Genomic DNA, 22,805 nt, shown 5'->3' on the forward strand with positions numbered 1-22,805 from the left:
GCCACACGTTCGCGGAGAGAATGCTCGCCGAACCGGTTCGCGTTGATTCCGCACCGGAGCGACGAAGCGGCGCGGTGTTGCGCGTTCCGCAGGACGCCGCGGGGCACGCCCGTGACGACGAGCCGTGTGCCCCGCCCGTTCGACCGCTGCACCGCGGGCGGATCACCTTGGACAGTCCACGCTCCACGGATCGTTTTGCGTGGCGGTGTGGACGGCGGCACCGGCCGCGCGGGTGGATGACAAGCGGCCGACGCCGCTCGCCCGAACCACCGATCCGGCCGAGCGAGCACTCGCCCGGTCCGCACGGATCCTTCACCGTCCGTCCGCGGAGCGGAACCGGAAGCGGAAGGGAAAAACCGGTCCGCACCCACCCCACTCCGCGAGCGCGAAAAGGTGACCCGCCTTCGCTCAAGCGCTTTCGGATACCGGGAACCGCGCGGAGCTCACCCCGCCTGACGTTTGAGCCTGCGCCGTTCCCGTTCGGAAAGACCGCCCCAAATGCCGAACCTCTCGTCGTGCTCCAGGGCGTATTCGAGACATTCCGAACGGACTTCACATCCCGCGCAAATGCGTTTCGCTTCGCGGGTGGATCCGCCCTTTTCCGGAAAGAATGCCTCCGGATCGGTTTGCGCGCACAGGGCGCGCTCCTGCCAGTCCTGATCTTCCTCGGAGTCGATCAGTCCGGCCAGAATGTCGAGCTCGCCGACGCGAGCCTCTTCCCCCTCCGTGAGGCCTTGCTCGGTCTGCAACATGTGAACCTCCCCCGTTCAGTTATTCCGTTCCCGCGGACCTCCCCAGGACGCGCGGGACGTGGTGAACCGGCTCCCACCGGTTCGGTATTCGGCCGTGAACTCCGGCCGCCGGACGCAGCACCGAGGTCACGCCACCAAGGAGCCGTCCGACCGTGCACTTACCGGGCCTCCCGCACCCGGTACCGCCGAAGGAGTGAGCACCGCCACACCTGGAGGGAGTGGCAATCAACCCTTCGGGCGGTTGAATAACACTGTTGTGATTACACCCGCGTCCCTCCCAGTGGTCAAGTGGAGACCTTCCGTAGGGGGAACGGGCAACAGCTCCACGGAGCAGAACCACTCCGCCACCATGCGTCCATCGGACTGCTCCGTTCGGCCTTCCAAGATCCCGGATCTAGGAATACCACCGACACCTCGATCGTGCCCGGCGAGCGAACGGGACACTGGTGGGGTGCGAAATACCGCGATGCGCGTGAGCCCCCTGTTCCTGGCCTTGCTGGCCGTCACGGTGGCGGGCGGATTTCTGGCCACTCTGAACAGTGCTTTCCTTTACACGACCGGCGTAGTACTGATCGTGCTCGGCGGCTGGGCCACCTCCCTGTGCCTGCACGAATTCGGACACGCGATCACCGCTTTCCGCGGGGGAGACCGCTCGGTGCGTTCCAAGGGTTACCTCACCCTCGACCCGCGCCACTACACCGATCCCGTGGTCAGCCTGCTGCTTCCGATCCTGTTCGTGTTGATCGGCGGTATCCCTCTTCCGGGTGGGGCGGTGTGGATCAACCACACGGCACTGCGGTCCAAAAAGGACGAGGCGACCGTGTCCCTCGCCGGGCCGCTGACGAACCTGCTGATCGGGATCGGGCTGACCGCCTCGGTGGCCACCGTCGACATGCCGCCGGCTCTCGGCGCGGGACTGTCGTACCTGGCCTTCCTGCAGGTGATCGCCTTCGTGCTCAACATCCTCCCCGTGCCGGGGCTGGACGGCTACGGCGCCATAGAGCCCTGGCTGTCCTTCCGGGCGCGCGAGCTCGGCGAGAAGGCCCGCCCGTGGGCCCCGCTGGGGATCATCCTGATCCTGTTCGTCATCCCCGGGGCCAGCTACGTGTTCTTCAACGTGGCCTTCGGGCTGTTCGACGCGGTCGGCGGCACGGGCAGGCTCGCCGCCATCGGCGAGACCACGTTCCGCTTCTGGGAGTGACGCCGGGGCGCGCACCAGGTTGCGCGCCACCGGTCCCCGCGGGCGTGGGAGGATTCCCGTCGTGAAGGTCGCAGTACTGGTCGGCGGAGTCGGTGGCGCGCAGTTCCTGCTGGGAGTCAAGGAGGCTCTCGGGATGCCCGCGATCGGCGAGCCCGAGCAAGAATCACCGCACGAGATCTCGGCCGTGGTCAACATCGCCGACGACGTCTGGATGCACGGCCTGCGGGTGTGCCCCGATCTGGACACCTGCATGTACACCCTCGGCGGAGGCATCGACACGGCCAAGGGATGGGGACGCGAGTTCGAGACCTGGTCCGTCTCCGCGGAGCTGTCCGCCTACGGCGCCGAACCGAGCTGGTTCGGCCTCGGGGACAGGGACATCGCCACGCACCTGGTGCGCACCAGGATGCTGCGCGCGGGCTACCCGCTCTCGGCGATCACCGAGGCGCTGTGCGACCGCTGGCGCCCCGGGGTGAACCTGCTCCCCGTCACCGACGAGAGGGTCGAGACCCACGTGGCCATCGAGGATCCGCAGGGTGCAGGCCCCAAGGCCGTGCACTTCCAGGAGTGGTGGGTCCGCCACGGCGCCGGCCCGGAGGCGAACGCGATCGTGCCGGTCGGCGCGGAGGAGGCCACCGCGCTGCCGGAGACGCTGGAAGCGATCTCCGGGGCCGACGTCGTGCTGCTGGCCCCGTCCAACCCCGTGGTCAGCATCGGCACCGTGCTCGCCGTTCCCGGCGTGCGCGCGGCGCTGCGGGAGACCGCTGCCCCGGTTGTGGGGTTGTCGCCCATCGTCGGCGGCAGCGCGGTGCGCGGGATGGCCGACTCCTGCCTGCGCGCCATCGGGGTGGACAGCACGGCCCAGGCAGTCGGGCAGCACTACGGCTCCCGCTCCACCTCGAACGAGGGAATTCTGGACGCCTGGCTGGTGGACAGCTCCGACACCGCGCAGATTCCCGGGGTGGCGACCCGTTCCGTCCCGCTGATCATGTCGGACGTGTCCGCCAGCGCCGAGATGGCGCGCGCCGCCTTCGAGATCGGCGGGGTGGCGGTACCGGAGGTGGCAGGATGAACGATCACGCCGCGAACGAGGGACTCGAGCTGTACGCGGTCGACGGGCTGCCCGAGTTCTCCGAGGGGGACGACCTCGCGGGGGCGCTGGCCGCGAGCGTCCCCTGGCTGCGCGACGGCGACGCCGTGGTGGTCACCAGCAAGGTGCTCTCCAAGATCGAGGGCAGGATCGTGCGGACACCGCGGGATCCCGAGCAGCGGGACGCGCTGCGGCGCGAGCTGGTGCTGTCCGAGGCCGATCACGTGCTGGCCCGGCGCGGCCGCACGCTGATAACGCAGAACAAGCTCGGGATCGTGCAGGCCGCGTCCGGAGTGGACGCCTCCAACGTCGCCACCGACGAGATCGCGCTGCTGCCCAGGGACCCGGACACCAGCGCCGAGCGGCTGCGCGAGGAGCTGGCCGAGCGGCTGGGGGTGAACGTGGCCGTGGTGATCACCGACACCATGGGGCGTGCCTGGCGGCTCGGCCAGACCGACGTCGCGATCGGTTCGGCCGGTCTCTCGGTGCTGCACCGCTACGCGGGAACCACCGACTCGCTCGGCAACGCGCTGGAGGTCACCGAGGTGGCCGTGGCCGACGAGGTCGCCGGTGCCGCCGATCTGGTCAAGGGCAAGCTCGGCAGAGTGCCCGTCGCCGTGGTGCGCGGGCTCGACGAGCGCGACGACGGCTCCACGGCCTGCGATCTGGTCCGCACCGTGGACGAGGACCTGTTCCGGCTGGGCACGGCCGAGGCAGTCGCGCAGGGCCGCGGGGAGGCCGTGCTGCTGCGTCGCTCGGTGCGCGACTTCGCGGACGAACCGGTGGACGCGGAGGCCGTGCGCAGGGCCGTGGGGGCGGCGCTGACGGCTCCCGCTCCGCACCACACCAGGCCGGTGCGCTTCGTGTGGCTGCGGGACCGCGGGCTGCGCAGGAAGCTGCTGGACGCGATGCGCAGCGCGTGGCTGGACGACCTGCGCGCCGACGGGGTCTCCGAGAGCGGGGCGCAGCGCAGGGTCGCGCGCGGGGACCTGCTCTACGAGGCCCCCGAGGTGGTGGTGCCCTTCCTGCTCCGGGACGGGGCGCACGACTACCCGGACGAGCGCAGGGCGGACGCGGAGCGCTCGATGTTCGTGGTCGCGGGCGGGGCCGCCGTGCAGAACCTGCTGGTTTCGCTGGCCGTGGAGGAGCTCGGGTCCTGCTGGGTCTCCTCCACGCTGTTCTGCCCGGAGGTGGTGCGGACGACGCTGGAGCTGCCCGCGGCGTGGGAGCCGCTGGGTGCGGTGGCGCTCGGGCATCCGGCCGAGCCCGCGGGCGGACCGCGGCCGCCGCGTGATCCGGAGAGCGGGCTGGTGGAGCTGTGAACGGGCCGCACGAGGACGCGCTGCGAACTCTGGAGGAGTGGTCCGGCGCGGGCGAGGATCCGGGGCAGGAGGCGCTGCGGCACGCCTTCCTGACGCTGCTGCGGGCGCGTGCCGACGCCTGCCTGCGCGAGTGCGAGCCGGGGCACGTGACCGCCTCGGCCCTGGTGCTGGACCACACGGGTTCCCACGTGCTGCTGACCCTGCACCCGCGGGTGGGGCGGTGGCTGCAGCTGGGTGGGCACTGCGAGCTCGCGGACGGGAGCCTCGCCGGGGCCGCGCTGCGCGAGGCCTGCGAGGAGTCCGGGATCGAGGGGTTGAGCATCGATCCGGAGCCGGTGCACCTGGACGTCCATCCGGTCACCTGCTCGCTCGGCCTTCCCACCAGGCACTTCGACGTGCGGTTCCTGGTGCGCGCCCCGGAGGGCGCGGTGCCCCGGCGCAGCGCGGAGTCGAAGGATCTGCGCTGGTGGCCGCTCGCGGAGCTGCCGGAGGGGGGCGACCTGGGGCCGCTGATGGCCGCCGCGGGGTTGTCCCGTTCCCAGCTTTGCCCATAACCGGGAGTTCTCCACAGGGCGGTGCTGGGCTCCCCAGGAACGGCAGGGGTGCCCGGTTCTGCCTGTAACCGGGCACCACCGTGCACTGAACAGCTCCGAGGAGCTCCACCGCACCGCTTTCCAGCCCCCGCATCCGGGCTCCTGAGATCCGCTTCCACCTCGACGCGGATCACGCCCCTGCCCGAGTACGGGGGAGTACGGAACATCGATTCAACTCGGCCCGATCCACTCCCCTGCATCCGTTCCGCGCGGCACGAGTCCCCCTCAAGGGTCGGCCCAGTTGACGCACTGCTTTCTGTCGGACAAAATTGGAATGCGGCGCGGATACGGTTCACCCAATCAGCACGGAAACATCGGGTGGCCGCCGGCCGTGCCCGAGCTGTACTGGCCGATCCTGTGGCGCTTCTTCCGGTACGTCGTGCCGGTGACAGCCGAACGATGTGGCTCTACCTCGGCGACGATGACACCGGGCGAGCCCTGGAAGTCGGTGTTCTCGATACCGAGGAGGGTGACCAGCTGGTCATTCATGTCATGGATCTGCGGGACAAGTTCCGGCCCTACTACGACATCGGTAAAGGGGATCTGCCATGAACCACGACGACACTCCTCCTCCCGAAGAGGTCGATCTCTCTCGCGAGACCGTCACCGACCAGCAGGGGCGGCCGATCACCGAAGAGGAAGCGGACCAAGCCAGCCAAGCCCTGGAAACCGAGGACCTCGCTGTCGACGAGGCGAACATCGTCTACCCACGCCGTGGCCGGCCGTCGTTGAGCACTCCCGGAGCACGATCACCTCGGGTGGACACCCGAGTCCCCCACGAAGTGAAGCGCCGCTTGGAATCGCTCGCCCGCACACAACATCGCGCCGAATCCGAGGTGGTTCGCGAGGCGCTTGAGGAATACCTCGCACGTCACTGAAGAGCCGCCCCGGTGTTTCCCAGTTTTGCCCATGACCGGGAGTTGTCCACAAGCAGCCCCGCACGAGGGGAATCCCCGGAACACGGTGCCTTCCCGCGCGGCGGGAAGGCACCGACGCCGCTCAGCCACCTCCGGGGCGGAACGGCTTCGAGGGATTGGTGAAAAGTCCCCGCGGGACGGCCTCGGCCAGCGCCCGGTACCCGACCGGGTTCAAGTGCAGGTGGTCACCGACGTCGTAGGTGGGAAGCAGAGCGCTCGGGTTCCGCGGATCCCGGACGGCCCTGTCGAGGTCGAGGACCGCGTCGAAGCGGTGGCTGCTGCGGATCCAGTCGTTGACGCGTTGGCGCGCCGCCTCCCGATGTCCGTTGGGATCGTCGTAGGAAGCGTGGCCACCGAAGGGAGTCAGGGTCGCTCCGTAAACGCGGATCCCCTGAGCGTGCGCCCTGCGGATCATCTGTTCGTAGGCGGAGATGAGATTTTCGGCCACTCGACGCTGCGCAGCCTTCGTCGGCGCGGCGGTGCCGATGTCGTTGACGCCTTCGAACACCACGAGCCACTCCACCCCGCTCCGGGCGAACACGTCACGGTCCAGCCGGGCCAGCGCGTTGGGCCCCAGACCGTCACGGAGAACGCGGTTGCCGCCCACGCCCTGGTTGAGCACCGCGACGTCGGCCGTGGCCGGGGAGCGCTGCAGCCGGGCCACCAACTGGTCCGGCCAGCGATCGTTGCCGTTGGTGGTGGAACCTCGACCGTCGGTCAACGAGTCACCGAGTACAGCGGCCGCCGCAGCGGTCCGTTTCGCTCGCACCTCGACACCGCTGAGGAAGTACCAGTGATCGACGGGGGTCGCCCCGGGCAGCTTCGCGGCGGCGACGTGGTTGCCCTCGAGCATGTACGAAGTGGTGCGGGACCCGGGGTGCGAGGTGATCGACCGGGAGGCCTGGCCGTCGGCCAGGTACATCGTCACGGTCAGGTTCTCCCGGGCATCAACCGGGAAGCTGAGCGGGTCGGACACCACCTGAGCACCGACCGGCACGGTCGTGGAGCGATCTCCGTGGAACGTCACTTCTCGTGAGGTGCCCGGTTCGATGGCGCTGACACCCGCCCGGCCGTCCAGCGGCTCGGCCACGGACACCCGGGTGATCGGAAGCGGGGCACCACCGAACGCGTTCGAGAAGCGCAGCCGCATCGTGCCGCCACCGATCGAGGTGTGCACGGTCTGCCGCAGCGTGGCGTCGTCCAGCACAGAGTTCTGCCCGGTGAACGGGTCCGGTGGCATGTTGGCCGGTTCGGTCAGCTGTTGCGCCGAGCTCCAGGTGTTCACCCATTGCGAGTTCCCCCGATCCGGGGCCGAGGAGGACGTCCCTGGAAACACGACGAGAGCGGTCACAACCAGCGAGGAGATCAGCACGAGGATCTTTCTGCTCATTGCCGCGCACCTCTCGAATCGAGTCGTGGAGGTTCCGCGAGGAGATCACGAGAGTCCGGTCAAGCACAACGCCCGGCAGCGTGGTTTTCCGCGGAATCCGTGCTGCCCCGTGGACTCGCCCCGGCTCCGCGCTGCAGGCCACTCACGGTAGTCTCGCCCGTGAACGCGGAACGTGGACAGCACCCGGCTGCCGGATTGACGATGTCGGCCACGACGTTCCCCGAAAACGAGGCCTCAGATTCCCGGATACGATTCCCGGGAGTCCGCACCCAGAATTCCTCGGAATTTCGTTCCGTCGTAGCTCGAGCGCAACGTGCCCGCGATCGCCGATCGCGAGCGGACTCCCAGGAGCACAGCGGCGCCGCGAGGCCCGCGTGACCACCTCGGGCACTACCGCACCCACCTCCGGGGCCGCCCCACGCCGCCCCGGACAGCACTTGTCGACAAGGAGAGGATCCGAGGGAAATATTTCCACTGGTGGACAATTCGATCGAGCACGTGAAGCACAACTCCGATCTCCACCGTTCTCCACCGTTCTTCGTGTGACGGACCGCACAAACAAGTTTTATCCGCGACTCGAGAATAGGCTACACTCGTCCACTCGAGCGAAGTTCTGTCAGTCGATCCGAATCGAACCACTCGGAGGAAGAGCGGTGACCGCGAGAGGAAAAGCGCTCCGGCCGCACGGTCCGGAAAACGCCGCCGACTCCGACGCGGAGGGCGGAGGCGCGCAGCTCGCCCGAACGAGCCACTTTTCCCTCCACCGTGATCTCGAAGAAGGTGACTCCCGTTGCCGATGGATGAATCACGGGGTTCGACGGCGCGATGACGCTCGCCCGGGACTCCGGGCGGCGGAACCGGCCGAGGACCGGCACGACGACAGCACGAAGGAGACGAGAGACGTGAACGAGACGCGAAACGAAGCGGAGGAGCTCACCGGTCTGGCCGGCAAGTTACGCGGGGCGACCGACGTGCTGGACACCGGGATACAGCCGCCCCCGGCGCCGAACGCGGGCGAGGCGACCAAGGCCGTGGTCGACGCGATGGCGCTGCTGACCGGTGCGGCCGCCGAGTCCATGACGGAGGACTGCCCGGGGACGAGGGAGGCAGCCGCCTTCCCCGCTCCCGTGGACCCGGACGAAGCACGAGCCCACCGGAACGAACCCGGCGAAGCGAGCTACCGAGCACGCTGACCCCGGCTCCGCGCGGTCGCGGGCAGGCGGTGGAAGCGGATTTCCCCGACTCCCCGCGGGAGGAGCCGCCGGACGGTAACCTGGCTCCTCCGAGGTGGCCGATGCCGCCGAGCTCGCCGACCGATCCACCGGAAGCCGGAAGATGAATCGAGCAGCCAACTTTCCACCCGAACCCGACCCGCGGTCGGGGTGGGGCGGACAGCCCCGAACCCAGTGGCAGCAGCCCCCGGCCGGGCAGCAGTCTCCGGGAGGACAGTGGCCCCAGCCCGGGCCACAGCCCCAGCCCGGGCAGCAGCCCCCGGCGGCGCAGTTCACGCCTTCCCCGTGGGGCAGGGTCAAATTCGCGGCGGGGGTCGTGACGGGCGTGTTCGTCATCGGGGTCCTCACCGGTGGAGTCGACCTGCCACGTGTGGCCGTGTTCTGGGTGGTGATGCTTCCGGTGATACTGCTGCCCCTGCTGACCACGAAGAGCAAGCGGCTCTCGGCCGAGGTCGGCTGGCTGTGGCAGGGCGGGGAGGACTTCGTGGCAACCCGGGCTCTGGTGTCCGTCGAGGCCTCCGAGCAGGAGACCAACCGCACGTTGAAGCTCGTCGACTCCGCCGGTCGCGAGGTCTCCGCCCGGCTCGATCACCTCCGGGGGAACCCCGCGCTGTGGCAGCTCGTCCACGACGACATCCTGCGCTCGGCGCAGTTCAACGGAACGGCGATCAACGGTCCGGCCCGCGCCGTGCTCGGCCTGGACCGGCCGATGGGTTCACGCTGATGAATCGGCACCGGTTCGGACCAGGTGCATCGTGCGTCCTCGGGAGAGCAGCCGCAGCGCCGACTCCGGGCTGCGGAACTTCCCGCTGACTCCGCCGTGCGGCGCGAACACCTCGGCGCCGTCCTCATGGGACAAACCCCAGTAGCGCACCACGCCGTCGGCGCGGTCGCCGATCTCCTCGCACAGCGCGAACACTTCGGGCGCGCTCGCCCGCACCAGCTCCACCAGTAGTTCCCGGAACTCCTCGTGCGTGCCGAGCGGAGCGAGCTCGGACTCGTCCACCGAGTTTTCCTCGGTCAGCTCGTGCGCCTCGAACACGGTCTCCTCCTGAACCGATCGTGATCAGCAACACTAAGAACATTAAAGCTAATCGTTAAGCTGGTCGATTACCCAAGCGAGTGAGAGCAGCGGGTTACACCCGATTGGGGCTCGACTTGAGAGATCGTCAGACTTGATGCGAGTTCAGGAGGTACTTGTGGAACGTAGCGACCCTTCGGCGCTTCGCTGGTTGATCGGCAACGAGCTGCGACACTACAGAACCGAGGCGGGCGAGACGGTCGCCTCGGCAGCGCGGGCGCTCGGCTGTTCCGCGGGAAAGATCACCCATCTGGAAACGGGCCGCTACCAGCAGCAACCGGACGAGATGAGCACGCTGCTCATTCACTACGGAGTCGCCCAGCACGACGTCGACCGACTGACTTCGCTGACCGCCAGCTCCAACTCGCACACCTGGTGGGCTCCCTGGGCGAATGTGGTCCCGGACTGGCTCAAGACCTTCGTGGGCCTGGAAGGAATAGCGTGCAGCGAGTTCATCTACATGCCGCTCGTACTGCCGGGATTGCTCCAAACCGCCGGATACGCGACCGCACTGACCTCGGCGAGCGTACGAGTACGCACCGATCACAGCGAGCGTTTCGTGAACTTCCGCCTCGCACGACAACAGCGACTGTTCGCGGAAGACTCCTTGCGACTCACCGCTGTGCTGGAGGAATCGACCCTCGATCGCCCGGTGGGTGACCGGCAAGTAATGAACGAGCAGCTGCGTCAACTCGTTTCGACAGCACGCCGTGACAACGTCGATATCCGAGTGCTTCCCACCAAGGCAGGACCACATGCCGCGCTGAGCGGAGGCTTCACCGTACTGAACTTCGCGCACGCTCAATCGATCGGCTACATCGAGCTCCAGGACGGTGCGGTTTACATCCAGGACCAAGAGCAAGTGGCGGATTACACGCGTTCGGGTGAGCGACTACTCTCGACAGCGCTGTCTCCGGATGACTCGGCTGCAGCTATCGAAGCACGTATCGATTGAAAGGTTTCTGCGGTGACGACCAGGCACGACACTTCGCGGTGGCGCAAGTCCAGCTACAGCGACAACGGGGCCAACTGCGTCGAAGTCGCGGCACTGCCCGGCGCGGTCGCCGCCCGCGACTCCAAGGACCGCGCGGGCGCGGTACTGACCTTCGACCGCCAGCAGTGGCGGACCTTCCTGCGCAGTCTGCGCGACTGAGCGAGTCGACGCCCCTCGGGCGTGGTTAGTGCGGCACGCACCGCCACCACGCCCGAATCCTGGTCATCCAACTCCGCACGATCCCGGAGAACTGGAGGTCGTCGCGGCAGCCGTCGAGCTGACCACTCGGCGAGCACGGCGCGCAGAACCGCGCGAGCTCGGCCCATCGATCGTAGCCCGCGGACAGCTGGCGAGATCGACGATTCGCGGCATGCCTCCCGCACTGCGGCACGGAAAACGCACTGCCGCGTAGCTGTGATGCTCGGCACGAAACCTCCCCTCCTTAGTAGTCCAACCCTGCCGATCTCGCACTTCGGAGTGACACCCTTCCGATTGATTCACTTTCGGATGACTGGGGAGGATCGTTGACGATCGGCGACGAGCACGTGTTCCGGCAGCACGAGTCGGAGGCTCCGGCCGTCATCAGCGCGGACTACATGGCCGAACGCGAAGGCATGGAACCGGCACACGCCTATCTCCCGTCGAAGCGGGTACTGAAGCAGGACACCGAAGTAACCTTCGACCTGCGCCGACTGGCCGACGGCAGGCTGGCGGTGCTGGCCTACTCCTCGCTCGACTCGCTGGTCGCCTGCTGCGGGGAGCTGCAGCCCTGGGCCTCGTTGCCGAGGGACAAGGTCGAGGAAGTACAGCGGCGCAGCGGGGCGGACCTGGTGATCTGGGACGCTCAGCTTCCCGACGAACAGCGCAACGACGGTGAGGAGGCTCGGCAGTGAGCGGAACGCACGTGGATCCGGACGAGCTCACCGGATTGGCCGGCAAGCTGCGCAACGCCGCGACGAGTCTGGACGACACCCCCTCTCCCCCGCCCGCGCCCGACGTTGGCGAAGCCACCGAGGCGGTCGCGGGCGCGCTGGCACTGCTGACCAGTTCTACCGCCGGAATCGTCGAGGGACTCGGCGCGACCGGGGACGCCGTCGCCGAGGGACGAGATCTCTACGAGGAAACGGACCACTCCAACGCCGAACGGTTCGACGACCAGTCCGACTGACCACTGGGGGAGCAGCACTCATGCCACTCGATCTGGAGATCCGAGGAGACCCGTCGAGCATCCGGGACAGCGCACGCTGGATGAGCACCGTCTCGGAGTCCGTTCACGAGACCGGCACGCAGGTGACCAGCGCTCGCAACGGCTCGGAGAGCGCCTGGTCCGGCGAGGCGGGGGACTCGTTCCGCGCCGTGCTGAGCAAGGTGAACCCCGAGATCGACGAGGTCGCCGAGGACCACGCTGCGATGTGCCGGGAACTGAACAAGTTCGCCGACGAACTGGACACCGCCCAGAAGCGGATGCGACGCGCCCGCGAGATCGCACGGGAAGCCGGTCTGACGGTGACCGAACAACGCATCACGGAGCCGGGGGCTGAACCGGCTGCCCCGGAACCGCTGCCGAGCGATCGCCCGGCCACTCCGGAGGAACAGCAGGCCCACGCCGCGGCCACCCGGGCGCAGACCGCCTACGCGCGCAAGGTCCGTGCGTACCAGGAGTGCAGCCAGATCGTCACCGAAGCGCGCGAACAGCACAACAGCGCACTCGGCGTGCTGAACAGGTTCGTCAGCGGGATCGCCGAGAAGAGCCCCTTCACCATCACCGACTACACCACCGGCCTGGCTGGTGCGGTGGCCGGAAGCACCAGCGCGATGCGGGCAGCGGCGACCGAGATCGCCGACAGCGGCAAGATCGCGCGGGCGGAGAAGCTGATGCACAGTCCGAACCTGGGGCTGCGCAACCAGACCCGTGCCGCCGCCATTCACGCACGCAACTACGTGAACAAGGTCGAGCTCGAGAACAAGGCCACCGCGAGCAGGACGGCGCGGATGGTCGACAAGCTGAGTCCGAATGTGCAGAAAGCTCTCCAGCTGAACATGAACTTAGGAGTCCGCCCGGAGAACGTCGGCAACAGATTACTCCGGGGCAGTCTCCGCACTGCGAGCAAACTTCCCGTGGTCGGGCTGGGAATAACAGGATTCAGCATCGGCTACGACGTGCAAGCCACGGACAAATCAGTGGGTGAGAGCGCCGCGATCAACCTCGGCGGCTACGCTGCCGGTTCCGCGGCCACCGCCGGGTTGCTCGCCATGAGCACCCCGGTCGGCTGGGCAGTGGCCGGAGGGGTCGTGGTCAGCGTCGGTGTCGGCTTCGCCATCGACGAGTGGGGCGACGACGTCGTGGACGCGGCAGGAGACGCCGTGAACTGGACAGGCAACAAGCTCAACGACGCCACGGACGCCGTCGGCGACTTCGTAAGTGACATCTTCTGAAACGAGCCCCATGAGCCACACAGCCGGACTGCCGCCCAAACCCGACCCCCACACCGGCGAACCACGACCACCACGCGCCCCCCTCGAACCCGAGTGGAAAGACGCCGAGAACAAACGCCCGGACGGCGCGAACAAAGCCCCTCGAGCTCCGGAAGGCGAGTCCCCCGCACTCGAATGGTTCTGCCCGTCCCGCGGTCAGTCGTTCAGCATCGGAGTGACGATATCCCTCGTCGTCCTCGCGTTCGGCGTCCTCAGAGACGGCGGGCTCGGCTGGATGACAACGTGGTGGCTCTGGTTGTTCGTAGTTCCGTGGCCGTTCGTCACGCTGCTTGCAGGGCGCAACACGCGCATGTCGGCGGGCGCCGACTGGTTCCGCTACGGAAAGAAGGGCTTCATCAGAACGTACGAGCTCACTTCGGTGAAAGTAACCACGGAAGGCGCTTCCCGAGCACTGCGGCTGAACGACGCGGAACAACGGACGCTGTCAGTACAACTCAACGATATCCAGCGGAACCGCGAGCTGTGGGACCTCGTCTACAACGGCATCCTGCACTCGGTGCGCGGCAACGGAGCCGAGACCAACAAACTCGCCCGCACCTTCCTCGACCTCGACAACCCGCTCCGCTTCCGCGGAGAGTGAGCGGCTCCGTCGTCTCGATATCGCCCGCGGCCCCCGCCGGGCTACTCGCCATGAGACCTCGGTCGGCTGGGCAGTGGCCGGAGGGGTCGTGGTCAGCGTCACCGTCGGCGACATCTTCTGAAACGAGCCCCCATGAGCCACACAGCCGGACTGCCGCCCAAACCCGACCCCCACACCGGCGAAACACGACCACCACGGGCACCGCTGGAACCGGATTGGAAGCGTGCCGAGGACAAACGCCCTGGAGGCGAACACCAAGTACCTCAACCCCCCGACGGATACGGCCCCGTACTCGAATGGTTCCGGCCGACACGAGGTTTCTCCGTGACTCTGGGGGCGATTATGGCAACCATCATGTTCGTCTTCTTCTGCATCAGAGACACCGGGTTCAGCTGGATGACGACGTGGTGGTTGTGGCTGTTCGTCGTCCTTTCACCGGTACCATTCCTGTTCGTAGGTGGAGCCATTCGCATATCCGCAGGCGCCGACTGGCTACGTTACGGAAAAAACGGATTCGTCAGTACCTACGAACTCACCGCGGTGAAGATCACCACCGGCGGCGCATCGCGTCACCTCGTGCTCGAGGACAAGCACGGCAACAGCATGGATGTGCAGCTCACCAACCTTCAGATGAACCGCGAGCTGTGGGACCTCGTCTACAACGGCATCCTGCACTCGGTGCGCGGCAACGGAGCCGAGACCAACAAACTCGCCCGCACCTTCCTCGACCTCGACAACCCGCTCCGCTTCCGCGGAGAGTGAGCGGCGCGGACCCGACACCCCGGCCCTCCGGATTCCCGACTACCGGACGAGTCGGAGCTCGCAGCGCAGCCCCGCAGTTCCCGGATTCGCCCGTTCACCGGTGTCGTGAAATCGAGCGTCTCCACGGCCCGCGCAGGACCAACGATCCAGCACCTCGCTCGCGTCCCGCTCGGTGATCCTGCGACCACGCACCAGGCCGCGCAACACGTTCAGCCCCTCGACCGCTTGGTGCGGCGCCCCTGCCCCGGGGGTGAGGGGTGCACGACGATCATGCCCTCCCCTCCCCGCCGTCGTCTCCCGGGGCGTCCCCGCGCGCCACCTGCACGGCGTCGACGATCTCGTCCATGCTCAGCAGGCCATCGCCGACCGGTCGCAGCTGAGCGAGCTCGGCGTTGCGCGAGAACCGGGCCTCGCGCTCCAGCACCCCGAGCAGGTAGTTCTGCGGGGACTGGCCGTTGCGTCGGGCCGCCTCGGCCAGTAAGTCCCTGACCTCTTCGGCAACGTTACGCACAGTAATCTTCGTCGTGCAGGCAAAATAGCTGCACAGCGCAGCGGTAGCAACGACCTCACCGAAAAGACTCGTGCCGCGGCCACCGACGCCTTCCCGTCGCGTAGCGACCCGACCGGTTCCGCCGACGTGATTCTTCGCCCCCGGGAACAGCGCCGGTACCTCACCCGAGGTTTCGCTCCGGCACTCCACGGCGACGGCGAGCCGGACCCCCCGACCTCAGCAGTCGTGCGAGAAGCGCACCCCGCCCGGCGGCAGCTCCACCCCCGGCCAGACCCGCGCCCCGTCCAGCAGCTCGCATCCGGCCCCGATCACGGCCCCGTCGGCGACCACGGCCCCGCGAAGCACGACACCGGCACCGATCACGGCCCCCGCCCCGACGACGCTGTCGGTGATCTCGGCGTCTGCGTCCACCCGCGCCCCGTCGAACAGCGTGGAACCGCTGATCCGGGCGCCCGCCCCGACCGCGCAGTCGGCACCGACCGTGCTCCCCCCGGAAACCACGGCCGTCGGATCGATCGCGGCGTTCCGCAGCACCAGGGACTCGCCCGTCGGCCCCGGCAGCGCCTCGGTCGGCGCGCGTCCCAGCACCAGGTCCGCCGAACCGCGCGCGAACGCGGCGGGCGTTCCCAGATCCAGCCAGTACGCGGACTCCACGTAGCCCTGCAAACGGGCCCCAGACTCCAGCAGCCCGGGAAAGGTCTCGCGCTCCACCGAGACGGGACGTCCCTCCGGTATCGTCTCGACGACCTCCCGGCGGAAGACGTAGCACCCCGCGTTGACCTGGTCCACCGGCGGATTCGCGGACTTCTCCAGGAACGCCGTCACCCTGCCGTTCTCGTCGGTGGGCACGCAGCCGAACCTGGAGGGATCGGCGACCCGGACCAGGTGCAGCGTCACGTCCGCCGCGCTCGAGCGGTGCGCGTCCAGCAGGGCGGGCAGATCCACACCGGACAGCACGTCCCCGTTGAACACCAGCACGTCCGGCTCCGACAGCCGGTCGGCCACGTTGCGGATGGCCCCGGCCGTGTCCAGCGGCTGGGGTTCGACGACGCACTCCAGCTCCAGGCCGAGCCGCGAGCCGTCCCCGAAGTACTCGGCGAACGTCTCCGCCTGGTAGGAGGTGCTCAACACCACCCGCTCGATCCCGGCGGCCCTGATGCGCGACAGCAGGTGAGTCAGGAAGGGAACCCCCGCGGTGGGCAGCATCGGCTTCGGCGCCGACAGCGTCAACGGCCGCAACCGCGTCCCCCGACCGCCCACGAGCACCACGGCCTCCGCACCGCGTGTCGGCGCGTGGTCGTTCGGACCCGTCATCACCGTGCTCCTCCCCGAGCTAGGCAACTCACCCTGACGTAGGAATGTATGAGGAATACTCTGGCAGTAGCAGCGCCACCCTGGTATGGCGCCCCGAGCCGGCACGGCCCGTCAATGCGAGACCACACGGCACCGGAAGTTCTGTCACGATGGATCTGCCACTACGGGGCCAAGCCGTGAGGTCGGCCGATTCGAACCGGCGGCACAGCCGGCAGGCGGGCCGCGCTGCGGCTGACAACCGACCGGCCAGCATTGAGAGGGACCATGGACCCCCGCAACCGGGCCGACGAAGCACTGGCTCGTTCACAAGCGCGTAGTGCGTTCGTCGTCACACCGGACAGCGCGACCTCACCGATGGACGCGGCCAAGACCGTGCGGATCCCGCGTGAATCGATGAGGAGCTCGGAGGACACCGACCCGAACTCGACCACGGTCATCCGGGACCCGGCCGGAGAGGCCGAACAGAGCCCTCCCGCCCCGTCCGAGGGGTGGCCGAGCGATCCGGAAGGTCCCCGGCCCGAGCACGGGGAGGAGACCCCGACCAGACCGCACCGGATCGAAGCGGCACCGAGCTACCCGCACGACCCGCGAAGGAGCCCCCAGGAGTTCGGTTGAGGCCGGGCCTCGAGCCGCGGGCGGGGACTTCGTCGAGCACTCCACCGGGCGTCGTGCGAGCACACCGGTGCCGAAAGGACCACCCGGGCGACTCGCTGCCGCCGCGCGAAGCGAGTCGCTCCGTGACGGAACCTAGCGCCGCCGTGCTGCGATGCGGGCCCGAGCCCCCAGCGCACCGCGCAGCGCCAACCTCAGCGGGGCGAGTGCGGGCCCCGAGTAGCGGTCGGCGAGGTAGCGGTAGGCGCTCCGGTGGTGCTCGGTCAGCATGCGGGCCGAGGAGCGCGCCGTGGCGTGTCCGCCGATGTGCACGACCTCGGCGTCCGGTACGTAGACGTTGAGCCAGCCCGCACGGGCCAGCCGGTCGCCCAGATCCACGTCCTCGAAGTACATGAAGTAGCGCGGGTCGAACCCCGTGACCGAGTCCAGCGCCTCGCGGCGCAGCAGCAGGCAGGAGCCGGACAGCCATCCGGCCGTCCGCTCCGCCGAGCTCTCCGTGGACCGGAGGTAGGCCCGGCTGAACGGGTTGCCCGGCCACACCCCGCCGAGCAGGGCGTGCCCCGCACCGCGCCCCAGGGAGGGCAGCAGTCTGGCCGAGGGGTAGACGCTGCCGTCCGGCTCCCTGATCAGCGGACCGAAGGCCCCTCCGCGCGGCCAACGTTCCGTGGCGGCCAACAACTCGTCCAAGCTCCCGGCGCCCCACTCCACGTCCGGGTTGGACACAACCACCCAGCCGATGTCCTCGCCCAGTTCGGCGATGCCCCTGTTGGCAGCCGAGCCGTAGCCGAGGTTGCCCGACATTCTGGCCAGCTCGACGTCGGAGCGCTCGGCGGCCCGTTCCGGAGCCCCGTCCGTCGACCCGTTGTCGGCCAGCACCACCCGGATCTGGCGGTCGGTGGCCTTGGGCAGCGTCTCCAGGAACCGGTCGAGCGTCCGCCCCGGGGAGTAGGTAACCGTGACGACGGCGAGTCCGTCGCCGTAACTCTGGCTGTCGCGCACGCCGACATTCTCCAATGCCGCGCCCGCGCCGCACCGCTCGGCCTCCCGGGGAGGCCGTTCCGGGGCGGGCCTGCCGGGTCAGCGGCGCCGCTTGCGGTGCAGGTACTCGGCGTGCGCGTAGGCCTCCCGATGACTGGCCGCGCACGCCTCCCAGGTGAACTCCTTCGCGCGCTGCTGCGCGGCCGCCGACAGCTCCGCACGTCGCGCGGGATCGTCCAGCAGAGTGCTCAGTCCGTGGGCTATCTGGTGCTCGCGAACCCCGCAGTAGGCGACGGCGTCGCCACCGACCTCGGGAAGGCTGAGTCTTCGCGTGGTGAGCACGGGGGCTCCGCAGGCCATCGCCTCGAGAGCGGGCAACCCGAACCCCTCCCCGATGCTCGGGTAGGCCACCACCGCTGCCCCGCCCAGGAAACCGGCCAACGACTCCGCGGGAATGTAGCCGCTCCGGATGACCCTGATCCGGTGCGGCACCGACTCCAGGGCAGCCTCCACCTCGGTGTCCCAGCCGGACTGCCCGGCCAGCACCAGGGCCGGACGGTCCGAGCGCCGCGCGGTCGCCTCGGCGAAACCGCGGATCAGGGCGGGCACGTTCTTGCGCGGCTCCAGGGTCCCCAGAAAGGCCACGTAGGGCTGGTCCCCGAGGGAGAGCTCGCGCCGAACGGCGGCCACCTCCTCCGGGGTGGGCGGGTGGAAACGCCCCGGGTCCACCCCGTGGTACATCACCCGCAGCCGGGAGCGGTCGGCCCCGACCGTGCGCACCAGCTCGTTCGAGGTCGCCCTGCTCGGGACGACGCACACCGTGGCCCTGCGCAGGGCGGCCCGGGTCCAGCTCCGGAAGAACCCCGCCTTGACCGGGGAGTGCAGCCCGGAGTCGGTGAAGAAGGTGGCGTCGTGCAGCGTGACCACCGACGCGCCCGCGTTCGCCAGGGGGACGGTGTAGTGCGGCGAGTGCACCACGCGGGCCCCCAGCCTGCGGGCCAGGCGCGGCAGCGTGGTCTGCTCCCAGGACAAGCGGGCGGTTCGCGTGGCCACCGCCTCGCCGGCGGGCACTATCCGGCTGCGCGGGGCGATGCTGTCGTACAGCGCCGCGTCCCGCGGCTGGCAGGCCACGCTCATCCGCGCGCCCGCCCTGTCCAGCGCCCCCAGCAGGGAATCGACGTAGCGGCCGACCCCACCACGGTCCGCCGGTACGGCAGTGGCGTCGACGAGTACATGTGGATCGCCTCTGTGCACGTGAGCAGCCTAGGAGGTTCCGGGCGATCACCGTGGCGGGATGGCCAAATCGATCCGGGACGAAGCTCACCGACCGGTGTGCAGCCTCCAGATCCGGCGTGCGCTGTCCCGCCAGTCGAACCGCGCCGCCCGCTGCCTGCCCGCTTCGACCAACCCGGCCGACCGCCGCGGATCGCCGAGCACCTCGCGCAGGGCCGCGGCCAGCGCGCCCGGATCACCGCGCGGCACCGCCACCCCCGCGCCGCCCGCGACCTCGACCAGCGCGGGCGCGTCCGAGTGCACCACCGGGACCCCGGCGGCCATGGCCTCCACCACGGGAAGGCCGAACCCCTCGGCCAGGCTGGGCGCGACCAGCGCGCTCGCGCGCCGCAGCAGCGCGGCCAGCTCCGCGTCGTCGACGGAGTCGAACCAGCGCACCCGGCTCCGCTCCAGACCGTGCCGCTCGGCCAGCCCGGGTGGATCGACCCCGCCCCAGCCGGGTTTGCCCACCACGAGCAGCGAGACTCCCTCGAGTCCCGGTTCGGCGAGGGCGCTGATCACGGTCTCGTGCCCCTTGCGCGGTTCGACCGTGCCCAGCACGAGCAGGAAGCGCCACGGTGGGTCCAGCCGCCGCACGAGCTCCGGGCAGTCCGCTCCCGACGCGACCCGCGAGGTCACTCCCTCGGGAACGACTTCGAGCCGCGCGGGACCCCGCACCCTGCAGGCCAGGTCCGCGGCGACCGCCTCCGTGGGCACCACCAGGGAGTCGGCCTTCCGCGCGGCCCTGGACACCATCCTGCGGTGCCAGGACACCCCGCGCGGGGTGAGCGTCGCGGGATGAGTCCACGGGACGGTGTCGTGCACGCTCACGACCAGCCCGGTTCCCCGACCGACCGGCGGGAACAGCGGGGTCGGCGCGTGCACGGAGTCACCTCCGACCCGAGGTCCGCGGCCGTGCTGCCAGGCCAGGGCCAGCGCCCGGCGGGGCAGCGGCAGCACCCGCGGCCCGCGCACCCCCTCGACCTCGGCCCGGCTCGCGTCCCCGCCCGCGCCGACAACGGTGCGCACCTCCCAGCCGCGCGGGGCGGTGGCCGCGAGCGCGCGCAGCAGCTCACGGGTGTAGCGGCCCGTTCCTCCCGGCACGGGGGCGAGCAGCTGCTCGGCGACCACGACCAGTTCGGGCACCGTCGGCCTCCGGGAAAGCTCGGGGCTGAACCTGCCGGACAAGCCAACCACACCGCGGGCACGGGCGGATAACCTCGTCACGGTGGACGAGGAGCACAAGCGCAGCACCGTGGTCGTGGTCACCTGGCGCGGGCGCGCCCACATCGCGGAGTGCCTGGACGCGCTGACCGCTCAGCGGTCCCACCGGCTGCTCGTCGTGGACAACGCCTCCGACGACGGCACCGCGCGGGTGCTCGCCGCGCACCCGGCGAACCCCGAGGTGCTGCGGCTGCCCCGCAACCTGGGCTACGCCGGTGGGCTCGCGCGCGCCCTCGACCTGGTGGAGACCCCGTACGTCGCGTGGTTGAACGACGACGCGCGCCCCGAACCCGGCTGGCTGGACGCGCTGGAGTCCGCGCTCGACTCCGACCCGGGGGCAGCGGCCGCGGCCTGTCTGCTGCGCACGGCGGACGGAGCGGTCTCGGCGGGGGTACGCCTCACCGAAACGGGTCACGGCGCGGACACGAGCGATTCAGCAAGCGTGTTCGGGTTCTGCGGCGGGGCGGCCCTGCTGCGCACTGCCGCGCTCCGCGCGGTCGGCGGCGTACCGGCCGCGTTCTTCTGCTACTACGAGGACACCGACACTTCCTGGCGGCTGCGGCTGGCCGGTCACGGGATCGTCCCCACCGGGGCGAGCTGCGCGCACTCGCTGGGCGCCTCCTCCGAACCGGGCTCGACGCGCTTCCACCGCTGGAACGAGCGCAACAGGCTGCTGATGCTGCTGCGCTGCGCCCCGGCCGGGAAGGTCGTGCGTGAGCTGCTGCGCTTCGCGGCGATCACGCTGGCGCTGCCGCTGCGCCGACTGCGCGGAGTCCGGCTCCCGCGAGCCGCGAACTTCCGGTTCGCGCTGCGGATCCGGGTGCTCGGGGAAGTGCTCGCACGCCTCCCGGCGAGCCTGCGGGACCGCCGCGCGACGACCCGGCGGTCCGTCGTGGACCGAAGCACCGTCTGGCGGCGGTGGGCCGGAAGATGACGTGCCCTGCTCACGCGCCGCCGGAACTCCCGGCCTTCGCGCGTCGCCGCAGGTCTCCCACCCCGAAGACGACGCAGCCCAGCCCCAAACCGCAGACGACGAGCAGCACCGGAACTCCCAGCCACATGTTCGCCTCGTATCCGGCGCGGAAAACCTGCGAACGGGTGCTGCTCCCGCGGGCCGAGTCGTCGACCGCCCGCTCGACCACCGCGACCTCGGTGCCGATGTCGTCCGGGGTCAGCTGCGAACCGGACACCTCCCGCAGCTCCGTGGTCCCGTCCCGCCAGGTCACCCGCGCCTGACAGATGTGCCCGAAACCGAGAACGTTGCCCCGTTCCGGGGCCTGCGAATCCGCGATCGGCCCCGCGAAACGACACTGCTGAGCCACCGCGGTCCCGTGGGAGGTCACCTCCGCTCCCGCGGCCGCCATGCCGAAGAACGGCAGCACCACCAGGATCCCGGACAGGAACAGCACCAGTCCCAACGGGACCAGCAACACATCACGAACAACACGCACGACGCCCACTACTTTCCGCACAACGACTTCACGGTGGCTCCCCGCGGAGGTGTTCGGAGAGCCACCGAGTGCTACGACTCCTCGGGACTGCCAGGATCTAAGCCTGGCTGGTGTGCTCGTCGTTCCCGCGCACGTGCTGGGTGTAGTCCTGGTCCTCGTGGGTCGCACCGATGGCTGCGGTGTTGCGGATCACTTCCTGCGTGTGACTCAGGTCCGCCAGCGAAGTGTTCCCGCCGAGCCACTTCTGGGCCGACTGCCCGAGCTTCGAACTGGGCTGCAAGGCCTCGTCGACCTTGGACAGGATCGGTTTGATCTTCCCAACGAGCTCGGCGAGCTTGCGGAACGAGCTGACGATCTTGTCCACCCACTTGGAAATCTTGCTGGCCCACTTCGCGACGATCCGCACACCGTCGGCGATCAGCAGCGGGGTGGCGGCACCCAGCGAAAGTCCCGCCGCTGCCGAGGACCGGATGAGATAGGTGACCAATTCGGACATGGCCGAGGCGATCATGTCCCTGACGGTGGTGCGCACGATCAGCAGAGCCGTTCCGGCCGCGGACACCGCCGACCCCACCGTCTTGGCCGACTCGGCGGCACCTTCGATCAGCTTGGCCTCGCCCGAGCCGAACATCCGGTAGCAGTCCCCCGCAGGACCGTTCCAGCCCGCGGTGTCGGTGTCGACGGCCTGCTTCATGTCGTCGGCGGCCTGCTTCAGCTTGTCCGAGATGTTGGCCCAGGTGTGCGCGTTGGCCTGCACCTGGTCGTGATTGCCGGCCAAGGCGTCCAGCATCTCCGGAAGCGGCGAGACGTGCTCCATGAACCAGGCGAAAACGGAGGTCAGCAGCGCATCGAACGGATCAGCCGCGACCGCGGCCAGATCCAGACCGGCAGCTGTGGCCGTGATGCCTGCTTCGCACCAGTCCTCGTTTCCGACAGCGCGCCCCGAGTCGACTGCGAAGTCGACGACCATGAGCCCGTCCTCCCACTTCTGGGAATCGGGCTCGGCCTCAACCAGCGGATTCTGCTCGGCCAC

At 69.3% G+C, this 22,805-nt stretch carries 27 protein-coding genes; 17 read left to right on the forward strand and 10 right to left on the reverse strand.

Features of this window, described 5'->3' with window-relative positions:
• Positions 1–443: 443 nt before the first annotated feature.
• Positions 444–752, reverse strand: a complete 309-nt coding sequence (locus tag G9Q41_RS18260; RefSeq protein ID WP_092523928.1) for a WhiB family transcriptional regulator — start codon at positions 750–752, stop codon at positions 444–446.
• A gap of 466 nt (positions 753–1,218) precedes the next feature.
• Between G9Q41_RS18260 and G9Q41_RS18265 the strand changes: the two genes are divergently transcribed.
• The 6 genes from G9Q41_RS18265 to G9Q41_RS18290 all read left to right on the forward strand — a co-directional run bounded on the left by G9Q41_RS18265 (position 1,219) and on the right by G9Q41_RS18290 (position 5,836).
• Positions 1,219–1,953, forward strand: coding sequence for a site-2 protease family protein (locus tag G9Q41_RS18265; RefSeq protein ID WP_092523930.1), 735 nt, complete (start codon positions 1,219–1,221; stop codon positions 1,951–1,953).
• 61 nt (positions 1,954–2,014) lie between these two features.
• Positions 2,015–3,025 (forward strand): 2-phospho-L-lactate transferase, encoded by a 1,011-nt coding sequence (gene cofD / locus G9Q41_RS18270; protein WP_165633659.1) that lies wholly within the window; start codon positions 2,015–2,017, stop codon positions 3,023–3,025.
• A complete protein-coding gene (locus tag G9Q41_RS18275) occupies positions 3,022–4,365 on the forward strand; it encodes a coenzyme F420-0:L-glutamate ligase (RefSeq protein WP_165633658.1) in 1,344 nt (447 codons plus the stop codon). The genes cofD and G9Q41_RS18275 overlap by 4 nt, the downstream gene beginning before the upstream one ends.
• Before the next feature lie 20 nt (positions 4,366–4,385).
• Positions 4,386–4,919 carry an NUDIX hydrolase gene (locus tag G9Q41_RS18280; RefSeq protein ID WP_165633678.1) on the forward strand — a complete coding sequence of 178 codons (534 nt, stop codon included), beginning with the start codon at positions 4,386–4,388 and terminating at the stop codon, positions 4,917–4,919.
• A 396-nt stretch (positions 4,920–5,315) separates the two neighbouring features.
• Entirely contained in the window at positions 5,316–5,510 is a 195-nt protein-coding gene (locus tag G9Q41_RS18285; RefSeq protein ID WP_165633657.1) for a hypothetical protein, read from the forward strand.
• Positions 5,507–5,836, forward strand: a complete 330-nt coding sequence (locus tag G9Q41_RS18290) for a ribbon-helix-helix protein, CopG family (protein WP_165633656.1) — start codon at positions 5,507–5,509, stop codon at positions 5,834–5,836. Before G9Q41_RS18285 ends, G9Q41_RS18290 begins: the two co-directional genes overlap by 4 nt.
• Positions 5,837–5,957: 121 nt before the next feature.
• On the opposite strand, the gene G9Q41_RS18295 is transcribed toward G9Q41_RS18290, so the two are convergent.
• Positions 5,958–7,265 carry an SGNH/GDSL hydrolase family protein gene (locus G9Q41_RS18295; RefSeq protein ID WP_092523936.1) on the reverse strand — a complete coding sequence of 436 codons (1,308 nt, stop codon included), beginning with the start codon at positions 7,263–7,265 and terminating at the stop codon, positions 5,958–5,960.
• A gap of 902 nt (positions 7,266–8,167) precedes the next feature.
• Between G9Q41_RS18295 and G9Q41_RS18300 the strand changes: the two genes are divergently transcribed.
• Together G9Q41_RS18300 and G9Q41_RS18305 are read left to right on the forward strand one after the other, a co-directional pair.
• Complete coding sequence (locus G9Q41_RS18300; protein WP_165633655.1) at positions 8,168–8,458, forward strand: hypothetical protein; 291 nt, start codon at positions 8,168–8,170, stop codon at positions 8,456–8,458.
• Positions 8,459–8,600: 142 nt separating this feature from the next.
• Positions 8,601–9,221, forward strand: a complete 621-nt coding sequence (locus tag G9Q41_RS18305; RefSeq protein WP_165633654.1) for a hypothetical protein — start codon at positions 8,601–8,603, stop codon at positions 9,219–9,221.
• On the opposite strand, the gene G9Q41_RS18310 is transcribed toward G9Q41_RS18305, so the two are convergent.
• The gene (locus G9Q41_RS18310; protein WP_207631408.1) at positions 9,213–9,539 is read right to left on the reverse strand and encodes a hypothetical protein; all 327 of its coding nucleotides are present in this window, start codon (positions 9,537–9,539) and stop codon (positions 9,213–9,215) included. The genes G9Q41_RS18305 and G9Q41_RS18310 overlap by 9 nt on opposite strands.
• Positions 9,540–9,696: 157 nt before the next feature.
• Between G9Q41_RS18310 and G9Q41_RS18315 the strand changes: the two genes are divergently transcribed.
• The 7 genes from G9Q41_RS18315 to G9Q41_RS18345 all read left to right on the forward strand — a co-directional run bounded on the left by G9Q41_RS18315 (position 9,697) and on the right by G9Q41_RS18345 (position 14,410).
• On the forward strand, positions 9,697–10,533 hold the full coding sequence (locus G9Q41_RS18315) for a helix-turn-helix transcriptional regulator (RefSeq protein WP_347567606.1): 837 nt from the start codon (positions 9,697–9,699) through the stop codon (positions 10,531–10,533).
• 12 nt (positions 10,534–10,545) lie between these two features.
• Positions 10,546–10,731, forward strand: a complete 186-nt coding sequence (locus G9Q41_RS18320; RefSeq protein WP_092523940.1) for a DUF397 domain-containing protein — start codon at positions 10,546–10,548, stop codon at positions 10,729–10,731.
• 365 nt (positions 10,732–11,096) lie between these two features.
• A complete protein-coding gene (locus G9Q41_RS18325; protein ID WP_092523942.1) occupies positions 11,097–11,465 on the forward strand; it encodes an SAV_915 family protein in 369 nt (122 codons plus the stop codon).
• Positions 11,462–11,740 carry a hypothetical protein gene (locus tag G9Q41_RS18330; RefSeq protein ID WP_165633652.1) on the forward strand — a complete coding sequence of 93 codons (279 nt, stop codon included), beginning with the start codon at positions 11,462–11,464 and terminating at the stop codon, positions 11,738–11,740. Before G9Q41_RS18325 ends, G9Q41_RS18330 begins: the two co-directional genes overlap by 4 nt.
• 20 nt (positions 11,741–11,760) lie before the next feature.
• Positions 11,761–13,008: a WXG100 family type VII secretion target gene (locus G9Q41_RS18335; RefSeq protein ID WP_165633651.1), complete on the forward strand. Its 1,248-nt coding sequence runs from the start codon at positions 11,761–11,763 to the stop codon at positions 13,006–13,008.
• Positions 13,009–13,222: 214 nt separating this feature from the next.
• Positions 13,223–13,648 (forward strand): hypothetical protein, encoded by a 426-nt coding sequence (locus G9Q41_RS21615; protein WP_245695778.1) that lies wholly within the window; start codon positions 13,223–13,225, stop codon positions 13,646–13,648.
• A 324-nt stretch (positions 13,649–13,972) separates the two neighbouring features.
• Positions 13,973–14,410, forward strand: a complete 438-nt coding sequence (locus G9Q41_RS18345) for a hypothetical protein (RefSeq protein WP_245695779.1) — start codon at positions 13,973–13,975, stop codon at positions 14,408–14,410.
• A 268-nt stretch (positions 14,411–14,678) separates the two neighbouring features.
• Here G9Q41_RS18345 and G9Q41_RS18350 read toward each other — a convergent pair whose 3' ends face one another.
• Together G9Q41_RS18350 and G9Q41_RS18355 are read right to left on the reverse strand one after the other, a co-directional pair.
• Positions 14,679–14,921 carry a transposase domain-containing protein gene (locus G9Q41_RS18350; protein ID WP_207631407.1) on the reverse strand — a complete coding sequence of 81 codons (243 nt, stop codon included), beginning with the start codon at positions 14,919–14,921 and terminating at the stop codon, positions 14,679–14,681.
• Between the two features lie 216 nt (positions 14,922–15,137).
• Entirely contained in the window at positions 15,138–16,235 is a 1,098-nt protein-coding gene (locus G9Q41_RS18355; RefSeq protein ID WP_165633650.1) for an NDP-sugar synthase, read from the reverse strand.
• Positions 16,236–16,499: 264 nt separating this feature from the next.
• On the opposite strand from G9Q41_RS18355, the gene G9Q41_RS18360 reads away from it, so the two are divergent.
• The gene (locus tag G9Q41_RS18360; protein ID WP_092523954.1) at positions 16,500–16,850 is read left to right on the forward strand and encodes a hypothetical protein; all 351 of its coding nucleotides are present in this window, start codon (positions 16,500–16,502) and stop codon (positions 16,848–16,850) included.
• Positions 16,851–16,982: 132 nt separating this feature from the next.
• Here G9Q41_RS18360 and G9Q41_RS18365 read toward each other — a convergent pair whose 3' ends face one another.
• From G9Q41_RS18365 to G9Q41_RS18375, 3 genes are all read right to left on the reverse strand, one after another.
• On the reverse strand, positions 16,983–17,846 hold the full coding sequence (locus G9Q41_RS18365) for a glycosyltransferase family 2 protein (protein ID WP_217637855.1): 864 nt from the start codon (positions 17,844–17,846) through the stop codon (positions 16,983–16,985).
• 78 nt (positions 17,847–17,924) lie between these two features.
• The gene (locus G9Q41_RS22765) at positions 17,925–19,079 is read right to left on the reverse strand and encodes a glycosyltransferase family 1 protein (RefSeq protein WP_092523958.1); all 1,155 of its coding nucleotides are present in this window, start codon (positions 19,077–19,079) and stop codon (positions 17,925–17,927) included.
• Positions 19,080–19,145: 66 nt separating this feature from the next.
• Positions 19,146–20,243, reverse strand: coding sequence for a glycosyltransferase family 1 protein (locus G9Q41_RS18375; protein ID WP_165633649.1), 1,098 nt, complete (start codon positions 20,241–20,243; stop codon positions 19,146–19,148).
• A gap of 82 nt (positions 20,244–20,325) precedes the next feature.
• Here G9Q41_RS18375 and G9Q41_RS18380 point away from each other — a divergent pair, with 82 nt between their 5' ends.
• Positions 20,326–21,255 carry a glycosyltransferase family 2 protein gene (locus G9Q41_RS18380; protein ID WP_165633648.1) on the forward strand — a complete coding sequence of 310 codons (930 nt, stop codon included), beginning with the start codon at positions 20,326–20,328 and terminating at the stop codon, positions 21,253–21,255.
• A gap of 10 nt (positions 21,256–21,265) precedes the next feature.
• Here the strand turns inward: G9Q41_RS18380 and G9Q41_RS18385 are convergent, their stop codons facing one another.
• A complete protein-coding gene (locus G9Q41_RS18385) occupies positions 21,266–21,772 on the reverse strand; it encodes a DUF6346 domain-containing protein (RefSeq protein WP_347567605.1) in 507 nt (168 codons plus the stop codon).
• A gap of 97 nt (positions 21,773–21,869) precedes the next feature.
• Entirely contained in the window at positions 21,870–22,805 is a 936-nt protein-coding gene (locus G9Q41_RS18390; RefSeq protein WP_092523968.1) for a hypothetical protein, read from the reverse strand.

It is taken from the genome of Actinopolyspora sp. BKK2, assembly GCF_011291845.1.
In the GTDB taxonomy this organism is placed as follows: Bacteria; Actinomycetota; Actinomycetes; order Mycobacteriales; family Pseudonocardiaceae; genus Actinopolyspora; species Actinopolyspora saharensis.

What these genes read in the sequence shown, in the direction of transcription:
- G9Q41_RS18260 (WP_092523928.1), bottom strand. Translation starts at nt 752, where the DNA reads ATGTTGCAGACCGAGCAAGGCCTCACGGAGGGGGAAGAGGCTCGCGTC.
- G9Q41_RS18265 (WP_092523930.1), top strand. Translation starts at nt 1,219, where the DNA reads ATGCGCGTGAGCCCCCTGTTCCTGGCCTTGCTGGCCGTCACGGTGGCG.
- G9Q41_RS18275 (WP_165633658.1), top strand. Translation starts at nt 3,022, where the DNA reads ATGAACGATCACGCCGCGAACGAGGGACTCGAGCTGTACGCGGTCGAC.
- G9Q41_RS18290 (WP_165633656.1), top strand. Translation starts at nt 5,507, where the DNA reads ATGAACCACGACGACACTCCTCCTCCCGAAGAGGTCGATCTCTCTCGC.
- G9Q41_RS18295 (WP_092523936.1), bottom strand. Translation starts at nt 7,265, where the DNA reads ATGAGCAGAAAGATCCTCGTGCTGATCTCCTCGCTGGTTGTGACCGCT.
- G9Q41_RS18305 (WP_165633654.1), top strand. Translation starts at nt 8,601, where the DNA reads ATGAATCGAGCAGCCAACTTTCCACCCGAACCCGACCCGCGGTCGGGG.
- G9Q41_RS18335 (WP_165633651.1), top strand. Translation starts at nt 11,761, where the DNA reads ATGCCACTCGATCTGGAGATCCGAGGAGACCCGTCGAGCATCCGGGAC.
- G9Q41_RS18355 (WP_165633650.1), bottom strand. Translation starts at nt 16,235, where the DNA reads ATGACGGGTCCGAACGACCACGCGCCGACACGCGGTGCGGAGGCCGTG.
- G9Q41_RS18360 (WP_092523954.1), top strand. Translation starts at nt 16,500, where the DNA reads ATGGACCCCCGCAACCGGGCCGACGAAGCACTGGCTCGTTCACAAGCG.